Here is a 15,685-nt window from a genome sequence, read left to right on the forward strand (position 1 = left end):
GGTTACTTATAACGAACAAAATGTTTATTTTCTACAATACGACTTGCGTCTACCCCAATGTCGATTGAAAACGAGTTGAGTTGCGAAACCAATTATAAAGTTAAATTGTCAATACAAACTCCATGGCTAATCGCTCTTTCTCCGCAATGTCGACTAGAAGCTCGGATGCAAGTCTTAGCTCCTGTTGATTTCCGGTTCTTCCCGCATTATCAATCGATGCCGAGACACCGTTCCACATCGGCGCGATTTCCGTAAACAGAGAGTATGCCTGCTCTAATTTAGAATCACCGAACAAATCCACGCATTCTTTTAGAAAATCTCTATACAGGTTTCGAAACAAGGCGCCGCCGGTCCCCGCTCTTTCCATCAATAAAGCGGTCAAACACAGATCTTTCTCTAAATCCTTGCTTCTAGAAGGCCAATTCAGGATTTCACTGCTCATTTTTTTGATTCCTTTATTGCCCATATTGCGGATAGGTGGATTCAAATAGGCATGAGCATTGTTGATAAGGGATGATCGTATGGCGGGTGCAAGCGGCGGAAGGGTATCCGTTTGCTCGATCGTAAAGGAGCGATTCCTGGAGCTCATGGGCCCCTTTGCGTTTCTTGCCATAGTCAAATTCGACAATCGCGTTGTCACGAGTCCGCCTTGTTGGCTTGTGTCTGCCATATAGGCATATTCGTCATCCATGCCATATATCACCGCATAGTGGGCTGCAAAGTGTATTTTGTTCGTAAAGTAATCTAAATAATACGAATCTAATTTAAGTCCCACAGGAATTCCACGGTCTATGCAGCTTCGCACGTTCTGCCATGCTTTTGTAACAGACGAGGTTTCTTGCACCCTGATATTCAAATTGAGCCGGGATGCAATGCAAGCAGACAGTTCATCAGGCTTTACTCTACCCCCGATAAAAGGAAAGTCTATTCCCTTCGAATCCCAATAAATGAATCCCAAACCTTGCCCTATACCGAATAACATCGGCTCCGATAATCGAACACCTTTATGTTGGAGGAGATTACCCATCGCTGTCGTCTCGCAGTGTTCTCCCTGAAAAAGAGCAAAACCTTCAATCAACATGGGTATGTCCCTCCAGTTCCCCTGTTAGTTCACTGATCAAATTTGAGACAAATGTCTTTTCAGTCTCGATGAGACTTATCGGGTGAAGGAAAAGAGCCCTAACGTGCAATGGCGATCGATAGCCGCCTTGCGATTCATATTTCTGAGCTAAGTTCCTCAATGTCTCCTCTAGAAAGTTCTGCCGTTTCCGCAAAGCTTCCACGGCTTCATTTTCCCCTATAAAAGGGAGAGCCGCGAGTCCGAGATCGAAACGGTTATCTCGCTCCCGCGTAGAAGCTAGGCTTACGATGATTTCATTCCTTAATGTTTCTATCCCCGCTTCCATCATGACATACGTAGACGGCACTGGTCCTTTGCCAGACTTATGGACGGATTCTTCGGATCGGATCAGTCGTTTGTCTTTCAGTTTCTTCAATCCGACGTAAATAGAAGTAGTACCTATATTCGCCCATTCCCTGTAGCCTCTAAGCTCTATTAACTTATTGATTTGGTACCCCGACGCTTGTTTGGATTCCGCAATAATTTGCAGCAACATAAATTCCACGTTGGAAAGAGAATTCATTGTTTATCTCCTTTTTTATATTACATACATGTAATATAACGCTAATGAAATATAAAATCAAGAAGAGCTACCCTAGCATGAAGGTCGGACTCTTGCTCCCAAGCCAAAGACACCGCGCACGTTTGTGGATGGATATGCTGGACGAGCTTTTCAACAGTAACCTGTCTCAATTGTTGAACCGTGGCTTGCTCTGGGCCTGCTGCAACTGTTTTCTCCGGCTTCTTGTTTGCAAGCAGTTGAACGAGAACGCCAAAGAGGGCCGAAACAGGTCACTTGCTCACCACCTGTCACAGCCCCCAAACCCGCGTCCGAACGCAGCCTTACGCCTTTTCTTCTTCCCCTGTCGCCACCGGATTGTCCGCGTAAGAACTCCAATCGCTCCAGCTTCCTGCATACAGCTTCGCACCCTTAATTCCTGATTGCCACAAGGACAAGAGGTTCGGGCAAGCCGTTACACCCGATCCACAATAGACAATCACTTCTTCCGCACCCTGCACGACCGGCTCCCACTGCTCGCGCTGTGCTTGTACAGGCAGCCACTGTCCTGCTTCATCGAGGTGATTGCGCCAGAAGTGGTTCACCGCGCCTGGGATATGCCCTGCCTTCGCATCAATAGGTTCAATGCGTCCCGCATAGCGGTCAGCCTCACGAGAGTCAATCATGACGACACCCGGTCTTCCGAGTCGCTCCCGAATATCATCAACATGTAGAACAAGCTCCGGACGAACCTGTGGTTCATAGCTGCGTGTTGCAATTTCAGGGACTTCTGCCGACACAGAGTGTCCCGCTTCCAACCACTTACTGTAGCCACCGTCCATTACATAAACATGGCCTTTATGTCCAAAGTATTGCAGAAGCCACCACAGGCGGCTTGCCATGGCTCCACCTTGATCATCATAGGCAATTACCGTTGTAGTACGGTCAATCCCGCTTGCTCCAAGCTTCTGTGCCAATTCGCCAACCTCTGGCAATGGGTGACGTCCGCCATGTGCCCCGCGTGGTGATGACAAGTCCCGATCCAAGTCAAAATATACGGCCCCCGGAAGGTGTCCCTCCTCATACGCTGCCTGTCCACGCTCCGGCTCTGTTAGCCAAAACCGGCAGTCCGCTACTGCCGCTTGCCCTTCTTCAATCAACTTCGCTGCTTCTTCCAATGATACAATTACCGTATACTCCTGCATGTCCCTATACCTCCCGAATCCATTTGTACTTTGCTTATGTAATCCTGCCATTGTCGTTCAAATCGTAAGACACCCGTTTGCCAAACTCCCCTTCCCATGTCACAATGGGAGAAAATCCACGCGATAACGTCTTGTATCGCCGCGAAGGAGGAGAACAGACCAATGAGTTCGCCTCATGATCCATCATCATCACCTAATCATAATCATTCGATGTCCGGCCATCACCATCCTGCACAGCCAGAACCATTATTTCACGTTCACCCCATGACCGAGGAAGAGGCGCAGGACATCTGCACCTGGAAATACGAACCACCGTATCAGCTATATGGATTCCTTCCTTGGGAACAGATGAAGGCGCTGGGCATTGAGATGGGTGATCCCGACATTCGCCGTAAGCAATATGTATCCGTCAAGAACCGGAAAGAGGAACTTATCGGCTTCGCGCAGTATTTTCCGCTGGTAGGAGTTACGCGCATCGGATTAGGCATGCGCCCTGATCTGCTTGGTCATGGAAAGGGGGCTGCGTTCGTACAAGCCATCGTGAGTGATGCCGTACGCCGCCACCCAGAGGATGAAATCGACCTAGAGGTACTTACCTGGAACCATCGCGCAATTCGCGCCTATCAAACAGCCGGATTCCTCATTACAGATACGTATGAACGGCCTATACCAGAAGGCATGGGGGAATTCCACTGCATGGTGTATCAGCCCGAAGCGCATCTAGTAGAGTAGTCTACCAATATGATGCTTATGCATTCTTTCACCTATGAACAATAAGAGCTGCCCGGTACGGGCAGCTCTTCGTTTTTTTGCGAAATTTTAGATTAGAGAAATCGTGGCCACCGTATCGCTCTCCACCACAATCTCGATGTTGTGGAACTGGGGATCGTACTGTACGCTGCCGCTTCCGATGAACAACAGCCGATCCTCTCCCAGCCCATAGAACACATCATCTGCGAGCGCTTCCAACACTTCTTGGCGTTCAGCTTGTCCAAGCTCAGCCCAGTCTTCTTCGGTCATTTCGAAAAACGTATACCCGTCCGGAATCAGTCCTATTGCGTTCGTCAATTCTTTCAAAATATCTTCATATGGTCTCCCGAATGAAACGCCCATCTACGCTGCCCCTCTCGAATCATCTATGTCTTCCGTATTGTAGCATAGAATACCCGCTCACTCGAATAGCGATTGCACCAAGCGCACCCATCTTTACAGAATAAGCGCGCTCTTGTTATTTCATTAAGATCCAGACTTGGAAAGAAAGAATATCGTTGAAACTTAATTATTCCCCCACGAACTGGCTACTGCTTCAATCAGTTCTTCCGCTGTCAGAGCGGTATGCGGAAGCTCCCACTGCTGGCCTAATTGAGGACGTATGGCGTATCCAGGTATCCCTGTCTTAGCAATTCTGACTGTGTGAACATATCCCTCCTCCCCCCATCAGCAACAGAACAAGGAGCAGACCTTTTCGATCTGCTCCTTCCGATACTGGTGCATATCTCAATTGGCAATCACCTTTCCTTGCTCAAAAAGCCCTCACCGTTCACGTTCATACCGTGATCTATCCAACTATTCAGCTAAGATTGATTTCTCGTTTGCCATTGTTGAACCGATACGCGCGCAAGCTGTGTCAGCGCGACATCCTCCATTGGGGGATTATGAAGCCCGAATCGTACATCGCGGTACATCCGCTGCAGCGGATGATCCAATCGAAGGCTATGTGCACCGACGATTCGCATCGCCTTATCGACAATCGATTGTGCAGCCTGCACGACGAATACCTTTGCAGCCGCAAGGTCGGCAGCTCGCAATTCCGCTCTCTCAGTTCCACCCGATTCCCATGACTTCGCAACGCTATATAGCATTCTTCTGGCTGCAATCCATTCCAGCTCTATCTCGCCTAAATGCCGCTCCACGTTCGGCGTACTCACAATAGGCTCTGACAACGACGGAGGCGTATACGAGGTAGCGAAGGCAATCGCCTCGTCACGGGCAGCTGTTGCGATACCTAGGTAGCAAGCAGGGATATGAAGCAAATAAGGGTTCAGCAGCGAACGGTCACGTTGATTATGCTTATTCAGGAACGCATCCTTTGATACTCTCACCTGTTCCAGCACAAGATCATGACTTGCTGTTCCCCGCATACCCGCCATATTCCATGTCCATTCAATCGACACACCCGGACTGTCGTGTGGGATAAGCAGTTCAATGACTTCCTCACTGTCCTCAAGTGTTGCCGTTACAATAAACCATTCCAGCAGCGGCGCGAAGGTTGTGAACGTCTTGCGTCCGTCCACCACATAACCACCACCAGGGATTGGCTTGGCTGTTGTGCGTATCTTGCCTCCGCGGGAAGGACTGCCTCCCCCCACCTCCATGACGGCACGATTCAACAGCCCTCCCTCAAGAGCAATGCGGCTGCATACGTCTGCAAAGGTTGCCTCCGGCCAAGTTCGGCGCTCTGCCAGCTCATGCACAATACTCATATGCCATCCCATACCAAGCGCTACAGAAGGACTCGCCTGAGCCAGCAGCTCCTGAGCCTTCAGCCATGCGGTAAGCGGCATGGCCTGACCGCCATACTCTTCCGGCACATTCCAAGCTGGATAGCCGATTTCCTTCAGCTTCGCTACATGATGCGCAGGCAGCCCGTGCTTCGCATCCAGCTCTGCTGCATCCTCATGCATATGCTTCACAATTTGTTCCACCTGCAGCAAACCACGCTTTACTTTGCAATCCGGAACCACCGTCTGCTTCTGGAGATGCTGTTGCTCCGTTTCCACACCATTTTGTTCATCTCCCCGTTCTCTTAGCGTATGTCCTGCACCTTGTGCCACACTTGTTCCCCCTCCGTCACCTTATCTCTATCCCCCTCATAAGCAATTGCCAGAAAACATGCAATGCAAACAGAAAAAGGAAATAAGGAAAGGCAAATTTCCATCCGAGTCTTACTAGACAGCTACTAAAAAACTAGACAGCTGTGCTATCTTTAAAAATCCGTTCCAATACTCGCCGCTCCAATGCTCCAAACTCCTGATCGGTTACCTGTCGCGGTCTTGCGCACGGATTGACAACATCCAGCGCAATCTGCCCCTGGTCAATAAGCACAATACGATCTGCAAGCCGTACAGCCTCATTCACATCATGCGTAACAAGCAGAGTTGTAAAACGCTGGGTTCCCCAGAGGGAGGCAATCAACTGCTGCATCTCCAGCTTCGTCAACGCATCAAGTGCACTGAGCGGTTCATCTAGCAGCAACAGCCTTGGCTTCCTTACCAGCGCTCTTGCCAGCGCTACACGCTGCTTCTGCCCGCCAGAGAGAGTGCTAGGCCAATCGTTCTGGCGACTGTCGAGTCCAACCTGCTGCAGCGCTTGCTCCGCTCTTCCTTTCCAATCCCCCTGCAAGCCAATTCCAACATTATCGATCACCGTCTTCCACGGAATGAGCCTGCACTCTTGGAACATCACCGTAGTGCTGCCCTGAATGCCATGGATTGGCTCACCATCAATCAGTAGTTCGCCCTCCGTCACTGTCTCCAGCCCTGCCAGAAGACGAAGCAGCGTACTCTTTCCACAGCCACTGCGACCAACAACTGCAACGAACTGCCCCTCCGGAATTGTTACATCGATATGATCAAGAATCTGATGTTCTCCAAAAGATTTGCTGACCCCACTAATCCTAATCTCCGCACCTACTGCAGCAGCTTGATCAGGTGCGGCCTCATTCGCTTGGAGCGGCCATCTTGTATGCGCTAACGGGCGCATGGCTTGATATCCTCCCATTTCTCAAACGCCTCCTTCTCTCACATTCAAGCATGCTCCGCACCTAATGAATATCATCAGCCTTACTTCCGATACATACTGCAGGCGAGGCTGCTTCGTTCAACCTCACGTTCGTTGCTCTGCATTCCAACGAAGCAACTTGCGCTCCAACAGCTTCGCAATCACATCGGCTGCTTTGCCGAATGCCGCATACAGCATGATGCTCAGAATAATGATATCCGTCTGCATGAACTCTCGTGCATTGAGCGCCAAATAACCTACACCAGCATCCGTAGCGATCGTCTCTGCGACGATTAACGTCAACCACATTACGCCAAGCGCATACCGCAAGCCGACAAATATAGATGGCAGTGCACCGGGTAGTATAATATGCCGGAATAATGAGCCAGATCGCAGCCCATACACTTTCGCCATTTCCACAACGCCCGGATCAACGCTGCGAATGCCATGGTACGTATTCACATAAATCGGGAACATGACGCCTAGAGAGACGAGGAAGATCTTAGCCCCTTCATCAATACCCAGCCAAATGATCACGAGTGGGACAAGTGCCAAATGAGGAATATTGCGCAGCATCTGTATCGATGTATCGAACAATCGATAGAAAGCCAAGTACCTGCCGCTAAGTACGCCAAATAGAAAGCCGATCCCCCCGCCAATGAGGAAGCCTATAAGTGCCCGCTGTAAACTAACACCAATATGATAGGCAAGTATTCCATTTAAGGTCAGCTCCCATAAGGTACTCAGCACTTCCATGGGTGTGGGCAGCAGCTGTGCCGACACGATCGCTGACGAGGCTGCCCATTGCCAGAGCGCAAGGAATAAGAGGGGCAGCAGCCATGGCACACTGGCAGAGGCGAGCTTGCTCCCCCATCTCCCTCCACGCCGCTGATCCGCTCCATCCAAGTGGCTCACCCGCTTCGTATCCGCTGTGCCCCGCACATCAGGAGATATTGAACGATCGGTATGTGGAGACTGTTCATGTCTTGTTGACCCCACTGACCGAGCTGAATCGGTGTCAACAATATTCGTCCCTAAAGGTTCTACATCTCGATTGGCCGGATTGATGGGTGAAGCCGCATCTGTCGTGCGCATTGTGAATCCCTCCTCATCACATGCTCGTAATAGGGCCTTTCGCAGCCCACGGTGTATCCAGTGGCATACGTTCCGCCACCTTGATCGGACTCGGTATCAATCCAATCCGATAATACGTATCCGCCAGGTGCTGCTGTGCGTCGATAATAGTAGAATTGAACAGTTCCACTCCGTACGTACGGCGCTTAACGGCGAGTTCGATAGCCTCTTTGTCAATTCCCTGTGTTTCCGACAATAGCCTAATCACTTCGTCCTTGTGTGAGTTCGCCCACTCATCAGACACTTGGATCTCCTCAAGTATGGTACGGATTAGTTCAGGTTTCTCCTTGGCAAAGTGTTCATTCGCATAATAGAAAGTACGATTCGGTGAGTAACCTTGGCCATCCGTGAGCGTCAGCGGCTTCAAATCCGTCTGTACTGCTGCAAAAAAGGGATCCCAGGAACCAAGTGCATCCACCTGCTTCGTCTCAAATACAGCTCGCCCTTCAGAGGCATCCTTGACGTATACGAATTGGATATCCACCAATTTCAGTCCCGCTCTCTCTATCGCCAGCACTGCCAAGTAGTGATGATTGCCTCCCTTGGCCACTGCGAGCTTCTTCCCCTTCAAGTCGGCAATCGACTTGATTCCTGACTCCGGATGCACCACGATGCCAATCCCTTCAGGATTCGGAAGATCATTACCAACATACACAAATGGTTTATTGCCCGCTTGAGCGAAGACACCAGAGCCATCCGCTGCATGCCCGAAGTCAATGCTGCCGCTGCTCAATGCCTCAAGCAAGAAGTTCCCTCCAGCAAATACCTTCCACTCGACATCATAGCCATCTGCCTTCAGCCGCTTCTCCAGATTGCCGTTCACCTTGAGTACGTTCAGCGTGTTGCCCTTCTGATAGCCGATGCGAATCACTTGACGAGATTTCCCCTTATCGCTGGCAGAACCATTGGCTTCGGCTTCATTGCTGCCTGCTGTCCCAGCTCCACCCGAAGTGCATCCTGCCAGTATCGCCATCAGGCAGAACCATGAAATAAGAAATTTGATTGCTCGCAAGCGAGGATGCCCATTCGCATGATATTCAGATGACGTCACTTTAATCTCCCTAACCAAGTTATCCAATGCATATAATTGGGTTTTAGACATCGTAAGTCCCCATTTCACAATGGAATTCAGCAAGCAACAGTTCCCTCTCGACGAATATCACTTCAATGATGTTTGACACAAACATAACAGGCCATATCATTAACCACACACCATCTCTTCCCCGCAATACCGAGCGCTCGCGGAGGTAGACTACCTCCTTCCACTCCCAATGACCACATAATCCGATTAACTTACTAAGTATTTAGAAGACATTTTATTCCGCACGCCTCTTTCCTGTCAATCCTATTTTTCCTCCATCATTTGAACTAGAGATATATCGTTCATTAAATAAAATGGCCTCTTTTGCCGATAAAAAGAATATTGCATCTTTTTTTCACGTATTTCGGCTCACGCTGTCGAATACGCACGCAGGAAGCACCATTATACTCATGGATGAGGTGTGTATGGAATTATGGAAAAATCTACGATCATTGGTCTCGTGCTCGGCCTTGCTGCCGTCACGCTAGGGATGTACTTTAAGGGCGCGCCTATCTCCAATCTCGCCAACCCAGCAGCCATTATGATTATTTTCGTTGGTACTGCGGGTTCCCTGTTCATTGCCTTTCCGATGAAGGAACTGAAGAAATTTCCGAAGCTAATCGGCCTTCTCTTCAAGAAGCAAGATTTAGTTGACCGTGTCGAATTGATCTCGCTCTTCATGGAGTGGGCGTCGATTACACGTCGCGAAGGCTTGCTTGCCTTGGAAACGCGCATTGACGAAATTGAAGACGAATTCCTCCGCAACGGAATGCGGATGATTATCGATGGTAATGATCAGGACTTCGTTCGTGACGTGCTCATGGAAGACATTCACGCAACTGAGGAAAGACACCATTCTGGCGCTCTTATTTTCTCCCAAGCCGGCATGTATGCTCCAACGCTGGGGGTATTAGGTGCCGTTATCGGTCTGATTGCTGCCTTATCGCAAATGTCTGAGATGGAACATCTGGCTAAAGCGATTGCTGCAGCCTTCGTTGCTACTCTGATGGGTATTTTCTCTGGTTATGTGCTGTGGCATCCAATTGCCAATAAGCTGAAGCGCTTGTCGCACAGCGAAATTGAAATCCGTCTCATGATGGTTGAAGGGCTCTTGTCCATTCAATCGGGTGTATCCACGATTGCAATTAATCAGAAGCTCTCTGTCTTCTTGACTCCACAAGAGCGTTCTCTCATGAGTACTAAGGAGGGGGCAAGCGTTGAGTAAGAAACTGCGTACCCCGCCGAAGGAAGAGCATACCGATGAGACATGGCTCATTCCTTATGCCGATATATTGACACTGCTGCTCGCCCTTTTCATTGTGTTGTACGCCATGCAAGCCGTTGACGCGAAGAAGTTTGAGCAAATGAGCCAAGCCTTCAGCGCAGCGCTGAACTCTGGCGGTGGGGGGGCTGGAATCTTAAATGAGTCAGCAGTCATTCGATCAGATGGGTCAAAATCCAGTATGGTCGATGCGACGCCTAATAATTACACGAAATCTCGCAACCGTGAACGAGATGAGTATATGCTGCATGCCAAGCAGGAGCAGCAGCAGCTTGAACAGCTTCAGAACAAGATGAACCAGTATATCGCCAACAATGGCTTAACGGATCAGTTGAACACGAAGCTCAATCACTCTGAATTGAAGATTACGATCAAAGACAGCGCACTCTTCGATTCCGGTAAAGCGAACTTAAAACCAGATTCCAAACAGCTGGCGGCTACTGTCGGCGACATGATGAAGCAGTATCAAGGCTTCTCCGTCGTCATTAGTGGGCATACAGACAATCGCCCTATCCGCAACAGCCGGTTCGATTCCAACTGGGACTTGAGCTCGGCACGGGCACTCAGCTTCATGAAGGTTGTCCTCGAGCATTCTGAAATCGATCCTAAGCAATTCCAGGCAGTTGGGATGGGTGAGTACCACCCTGTAGCCGACAATGATAGTGCCGAAGGCCAAGCGAAGAATCGCCGAGTAGAGGTATCTATTCTTCGCAAGTATACAGACAAAAATAATGCTGCTGCGAACGCAAATGAATTGCCCGATCAAAATTGATCGGTGAATGATAAGATAACAGCAGGATGCAAATAGGGGTGCCCTGATCTGGACGTCAATGTCACTGATCAAGGCACCCCTTACTATTATAGTCCTTATGAGGAGATTGCGGTTAGCGCTGGCTGTGACGCAGCATCATCTCCGCCACCAGCGTCCTCCATCCCAATGGCGGGTAGCGAGATGGTTACCTCTGTTCCACAGTTCTGCTCACTTGCAATGTCTATCAATCCCCGATGATTGTGAATAATTCGTTGACTCACCATCAGTCCAAGACCTGTTCCACATTCCTTGCTCGTGAAGAATGGATCACCTAGCTGCGACAAGTGCTCCGCTGGTATACCGATGCCATGATCCCGAATCACCACGACGACCTGCCCCTTGTACCGTGATTGCACAGCGATTTCGACCATGCCGCCTTCCGGCATCGCTTCCATTGCATTCTTCATCACATTGATGAATACCTGCTTCAACTGGTTCTCTTCACAGTTCACTAAGGGCACGAACTCATCGAACTGGGTTGCGAAATACACATCATTCAACTTCGCTTGACTGTCCAATAAAGTGACGACGTCCGTAACAATTCGGCGTACATCTTTCGGTTGAAACTGAATTGCCTGTGGCTTAGCTAATACGAGGAACTCGCTTACAATTAAGTTGATGCGCTCCAGCTCCGCCAGCATCATATCCATGTGATTGTCATTCAGAGCTCTTGTACGCTGCTGCAGCTGTAGGAATCCCTTCAATGTCGTTAGTGGATTGCGAATCTCATGCGCAACACCTGCTGCCAATTGACCGACCGTCGTCAGCTTCTCAGAACGTCGCAACAGCTCTTCCATCCGCTTGCGGCTGGTCATATCTCGCGTAATGCTTGCCCAAGCGATGCAATCCCCGCCCTCGTTGTACATTGGTGAGGTACTGACACTAACGTCCAGAATTCGCCCGTCCTTCGTCAGACGCGTCGTCTCCCAGTTGCTCACATATTCGCCATGACGCTGTGCTTCATGAATTTGGTACTCTTCCTCCACTTTGTCCTCTGGAATATTACATAGTTGCTTGCCTAGCACCTCTTCCGAAGTCCAGCCAAACATATCAACGAACGCTTGGTTCACCCGCTCGATTTGTCCCTTCAGATCGGTCACATGAATAGCATCATTCGATTGGTTAATGAATGACTCCAGATGCTCTTTCATGGCACGGTTCTCCAAATACGACATGCGCAGCCGCTCTGTCGAAGCATCCAAATTCCGCGCCATCGTATTAATTCGCTGAGCCAATATCCCAAGCTCATCCTTACGATCAATATTCAATTGCGTATTGAAATGGCCTACCGAAATCATATTGATTTTGTTCAATATCGATTGAAGTGGACGTATCAATATGCCGGATAGCATATAGCTTCCGATAAGAACAATCTCCAATAGCACAATGCCTACCGCGACATTGCGCATCAACTGGTCATGCAGCGCCTCTACGACCGCCCTTGCATCCATGGATATGTTCAATACATAGGAAGTCGCCCCGATGATCGGAATGAACCCTTTAATGATGGTTCTACTGCCAAAATCACTTTCATAGAACAGTGGCTTTCTCCGCTCCAGCGCATTTCGAATATATTCTTCATCACGCTCATGATTCAAGGTGTATTCACCGTATAAGACACGGCTCTTGCTCTCGTCAACCACTTGTACACCATCGCTGCGAACTTTGACTGTGGGTTCATCTTTAAAATTGTTAATATTAAGAGCTGCGATTTCCACAATATTGGATTGAGCACTCAATGTCTGCTCGATTAAGATATTCGGCTTCGTCAGTTCGAAGAAGGTTTCAACCTTATCATCGCGAATAAACGGATTAATTATATAATCCCGCTTGCCATCGTAATAATATCCCCATTTATCAAGATGTTCAGGGTTGGATGAAGACACATCAAATGGACCTGACCAAAAATACTTGCGCTTCTGCCCTTCCGTAATCCATACTTGCTTATCCTCAAATAATTGATTGAAAGCTTGATACCAATACCCCCACTGTCTCGTCGACATGCCGATTTCCTTCGGATCAGAGGAACGATTAATCGTGATATCGTCACCGTTCGGCGTCTTGTGCAAGAGGGAAATGTGGGATATTCCAATATCCGCGCTTATTTGCTGCAGTTGCTCGTTCGTTATACTGTCAATTCGAGGTGGGAGCTTATCCGCAGCATACATAGACGCAATGTGCAGCTTCTCTGCCAACTGCTCTTCGAATGAATTCGCCGCCATGCGGGATTGCTGTACGGACACGTTGATCTGCTGAGCAATCGCATTCATTCGCTGCTGAATTTCCTCAACAAGCTTATCCTTGGTTATGTTGTAAGTGAGGATCATATGAAGCAGAAGGACGACAAACACGATACAAGCTATAGAAATAGATAATTTCGCTTTGATGGAAAGTCTCATGCTTCACCTCTATCAGGCCTATCCATCAGTATCAGAGTAAACATACGGAGATAATGTCGGATATCCTGACAAATGTTGGATTTCATTGGAGTATCTCTTCGAATCATATCGTAATATAGGGCGATTTGTCCATGGTTTTGGCGATTATTGTTGGAAGAAGGTATAATAATATCGATTAAGTTCGGACCCTTGCTTCATGTGTATAACATGTGGTTATCAACAGGTTATACACATGATGTGAACAGTTTTGGATAAGATGTGTATAATACTGTGTACACCCATATAGTTATCCACAATTTTATACACACACTGTTAACAACGAATATTTGTTCGATGAATAACGACTAAACTTTTACACATATTTGCGTCTAATGCAAGATCGCTTAGATCCATAAGGCAGGGATACGAGAAAGGAAGTTGAAGTTGGAAATACAATCGATTGAACCTGAACAAATCAACCAGCACGAATACTGGATGCGTAGGGCCATTGCAGAGGCCCTCAAGGCCGAGGCAATTGGAGAGGTTCCCATTGGCGCTATTGTCGTCCATCAGAATGAGATTATTGGACGCGGCTACAATTTGCGAGAGACATCGCTTGACTCTACTGCACATGCCGAGATGATTGCGATTCGTGAGGCGAGTGAACATCTTCAAGCTTGGCGGCTGCTTGATTGCACTTTATATGTTACTTTGGAGCCTTGCCCGATGTGTGCCGGGGCAATCGTTCAATCCCGAGTGCCTACCGTTGTATACGGCACGACCGACCCGAAGGCAGGCTGCGCAGGCACACTAATGAACCTGCTTCAAGAGCCCCGTTTCAACCATCGTGCAGAAGTCATTGAGGGAGTGCTGCAAGAAGAATGTGCATCAATGTTAACGCAATTCTTCCGCCGTCTGCGCGGCAAAGCTTAATCAATAAGCATAAAGAAGCCGCAGGATCAACGAAGTTGAACAATGCGGCTTCACTGCTTCCGTTCTAGAATGGAATCTGCACGGTTGATAAAGCTCCTATTGCTCACGATTATATGTCCTTTCTAACAATTCTTTTTGTTGTCTCCCTCTCCTTCAATTACTCTCCTCATAGACCAATCGAATATGCTCCATTAATTCAGATAAGGATACGTTCAGTGCCTTAGCGTCCTTCACCGCTTCTTCGATCATCATCTCCATCTGATGCAGGCGCTGCTCACGTATCAGCTGCGGATTTGCACCCGAGATGAAGGATCCTTTGCCAACCATGCTGTCAATAAACCCTTCCCGCTCCAGTTCCTCATAAGCACTCTTCGTTGTAATGACACTAATTTGCAAATCCTTAGCCAGTTGGCGTATAGAAGGGAGTGCATCTCCAGGCTTAAAATCACCACTGAATATACCAGTTCGTATTTGTCTTGCAATCTGCTCGTATATCGGCTCGTCAGTCGATGATTCGATACGAATGTGAATCATTGTGGCCACACACCTTATATATTGTATATGTAAACCATATACATTACAGAATGAAGCGTCAAGTCATGTCTTGCCCATATTAGATCCCTTTTGCATCACCTCCTCTTCTTCTAACTATTCCGCGCATAATAAAAGACCGCCACTCTCTAGGAGCGGCGGTCTGCTAATGACTATATCTTAATATCCACCGAACATTTGCTGCAATTGTTCCATTGTCAGAACATCGGATGGTACTGGCTTGAATTCAACCTTCTCGTTAATCTTGCTCAACTCAGTCGTAACGCGAGCGGCAATCTTCGATTTCACTCCATCGTCGCCAGTTGTATCCAAGTTGGCTACAACTACTTGATATGCAGGGTATTGATCTTTGTTGATCGCAGTAGTGACGCTCAGTTCGTTAATCTTCAGCGACTTCTTCATTTCTTCGATACCCTTTTTCAGTTCGCTGTCATCTGTTTTCATTTCTTGCTTCATTTTCTCAACTTGGTCTTTTTCCAATTTAAACAGCTTACTGTACTCTTCCTTGCCTAATACATCAGCCATTGCAGGCAACGCATCTTTAACAAATGTTGTAAAGAATTGCTCTAAGTTCTCATTGGTAACATTGAACTTCACAATTTGCTTTGCATCTACATTTTCAGGAAGACCAGCGTCTTTTTTCTCTACTGTTGAGAAATACGTTTTCTCATCGAACTTACCAAGGAATGCCTTGAACATATCATTCGAAAGATTCTGCATTGCCTTCAAATCTTTTACGGATGGCATCTCTTGACCTGAATCTTCAACAAGTTTCTTCAAGTCCAGTTCAACTGTCTTCCCAATCAATTCATCAGGAATTTGGCCAGCCAACATCGGGATATTCGGGATTTTCACCCACATTTTATTTTCATCCATAGTAAATGGGAGAGAGAACTTCATTTCCATATCG

Annotated in this window: 15 protein-coding genes; 4 read left to right on the plus strand and 11 right to left on the minus strand. The window is 48.1% G+C overall.

Annotated features, from left to right (window positions below):
- Window positions 1-100: 100 nt before the first annotated feature.
- The 3 genes from AZ66_RS00305 to AZ66_RS00315 all read right to left on the minus strand — a co-directional run bounded on the left by AZ66_RS00305 (window position 101) and on the right by AZ66_RS00315 (window position 2,824).
- The gene (locus AZ66_RS00305; protein WP_044353119.1) at window positions 101-1,081 is read right to left on the minus strand and encodes a BtrH N-terminal domain-containing protein; all 981 of its coding nucleotides are present in this window, start codon (window positions 1,079-1,081) and stop codon (window positions 101-103) included.
- Entirely contained in the window at window positions 1,071-1,643 is a 573-nt protein-coding gene (locus tag AZ66_RS00310; protein WP_044353120.1) for a PadR family transcriptional regulator, read from the minus strand. Before AZ66_RS00310 ends, AZ66_RS00305 begins: the two co-directional genes overlap by 11 nt.
- 320 nt (window positions 1,644-1,963) lie before the next feature.
- Entirely contained in the window at window positions 1,964-2,824 is an 861-nt protein-coding gene (locus AZ66_RS00315; RefSeq protein ID WP_021259781.1) for a sulfurtransferase, read from the minus strand.
- 210 nt (window positions 2,825-3,034) lie between these two features.
- Between AZ66_RS00315 and AZ66_RS00320 the strand changes: the two genes are divergently transcribed.
- Window positions 3,035-3,556, plus strand: a complete 522-nt coding sequence (locus AZ66_RS00320) for a GNAT family N-acetyltransferase (RefSeq protein ID WP_044353128.1) — start codon at window positions 3,035-3,037, stop codon at window positions 3,554-3,556.
- Window positions 3,557-3,643: 87 nt separating this feature from the next.
- Here the strand turns inward: AZ66_RS00320 and AZ66_RS00325 are convergent, their stop codons facing one another.
- From AZ66_RS00325 to AZ66_RS00345, 5 genes are all read right to left on the minus strand, one after another.
- On the minus strand, window positions 3,644-3,937 hold the full coding sequence (locus AZ66_RS00325; RefSeq protein ID WP_021253487.1) for a hypothetical protein: 294 nt from the start codon (window positions 3,935-3,937) through the stop codon (window positions 3,644-3,646).
- Window positions 3,938-4,398: 461 nt separating this feature from the next.
- Window positions 4,399-5,658 carry an acyl-CoA dehydrogenase family protein gene (locus AZ66_RS00330; RefSeq protein WP_052648328.1) on the minus strand — a complete coding sequence of 420 codons (1,260 nt, stop codon included), beginning with the start codon at window positions 5,656-5,658 and terminating at the stop codon, window positions 4,399-4,401.
- Between the two features lie 133 nt (window positions 5,659-5,791).
- Window positions 5,792-6,604, minus strand: coding sequence for an ATP-binding cassette domain-containing protein (locus AZ66_RS00335; protein ID WP_044353121.1), 813 nt, complete (start codon window positions 6,602-6,604; stop codon window positions 5,792-5,794).
- A 105-nt stretch (window positions 6,605-6,709) separates the two neighbouring features.
- Window positions 6,710-7,699, minus strand: coding sequence for an ABC transporter permease subunit (locus AZ66_RS00340; protein ID WP_021259785.1), 990 nt, complete (start codon window positions 7,697-7,699; stop codon window positions 6,710-6,712).
- Between the two features lie 16 nt (window positions 7,700-7,715).
- Window positions 7,716-8,840 carry a sulfonate ABC transporter substrate-binding protein gene (locus AZ66_RS00345; RefSeq protein WP_082061385.1) on the minus strand — a complete coding sequence of 375 codons (1,125 nt, stop codon included), beginning with the start codon at window positions 8,838-8,840 and terminating at the stop codon, window positions 7,716-7,718.
- Between the two features lie 412 nt (window positions 8,841-9,252).
- Between AZ66_RS00345 and motA the strand changes: the two genes are divergently transcribed.
- Window positions 9,253-10,044, plus strand: a complete 792-nt coding sequence (gene motA, locus AZ66_RS00350; protein ID WP_021253492.1) for a flagellar motor stator protein MotA — start codon at window positions 9,253-9,255, stop codon at window positions 10,042-10,044.
- Entirely contained in the window at window positions 10,037-10,873 is an 837-nt protein-coding gene (locus AZ66_RS00355) for a flagellar motor protein MotB (protein ID WP_021259787.1), read from the plus strand. Before motA ends, AZ66_RS00355 begins: the two co-directional genes overlap by 8 nt.
- A gap of 95 nt (window positions 10,874-10,968) precedes the next feature.
- On the opposite strand, the gene AZ66_RS00360 is transcribed toward AZ66_RS00355, so the two are convergent.
- The gene (locus AZ66_RS00360) at window positions 10,969-13,311 is read right to left on the minus strand and encodes a PAS domain S-box protein (RefSeq protein WP_021259788.1); all 2,343 of its coding nucleotides are present in this window, start codon (window positions 13,309-13,311) and stop codon (window positions 10,969-10,971) included.
- Between the two features lie 423 nt (window positions 13,312-13,734).
- On the opposite strand from AZ66_RS00360, the gene tadA reads away from it, so the two are divergent.
- The gene (tadA, locus tag AZ66_RS00365; protein WP_021259789.1) at window positions 13,735-14,223 is read left to right on the plus strand and encodes a tRNA adenosine(34) deaminase TadA; all 489 of its coding nucleotides are present in this window, start codon (window positions 13,735-13,737) and stop codon (window positions 14,221-14,223) included.
- A gap of 153 nt (window positions 14,224-14,376) precedes the next feature.
- Here tadA and AZ66_RS00370 read toward each other — a convergent pair whose 3' ends face one another.
- Together AZ66_RS00370 and AZ66_RS00375 are read right to left on the minus strand one after the other, a co-directional pair.
- Window positions 14,377-14,754, minus strand: a complete 378-nt coding sequence (locus AZ66_RS00370) for a GntR family transcriptional regulator (protein ID WP_044353132.1) — start codon at window positions 14,752-14,754, stop codon at window positions 14,377-14,379.
- Window positions 14,755-14,934: 180 nt separating this feature from the next.
- A partial coding sequence (locus AZ66_RS00375; RefSeq protein WP_044353133.1) for a DUF6612 family protein occupies window positions 14,935-15,685 on the minus strand: 751 nt, incomplete at its 5' end.

This window comes from Paenibacillus sp. E194, assembly GCF_000935845.1.
GTDB classification, from domain to species: domain Bacteria; phylum Bacillota; class Bacilli; order Paenibacillales; family Paenibacillaceae; genus Paenibacillus_B; species Paenibacillus_B alvei_B.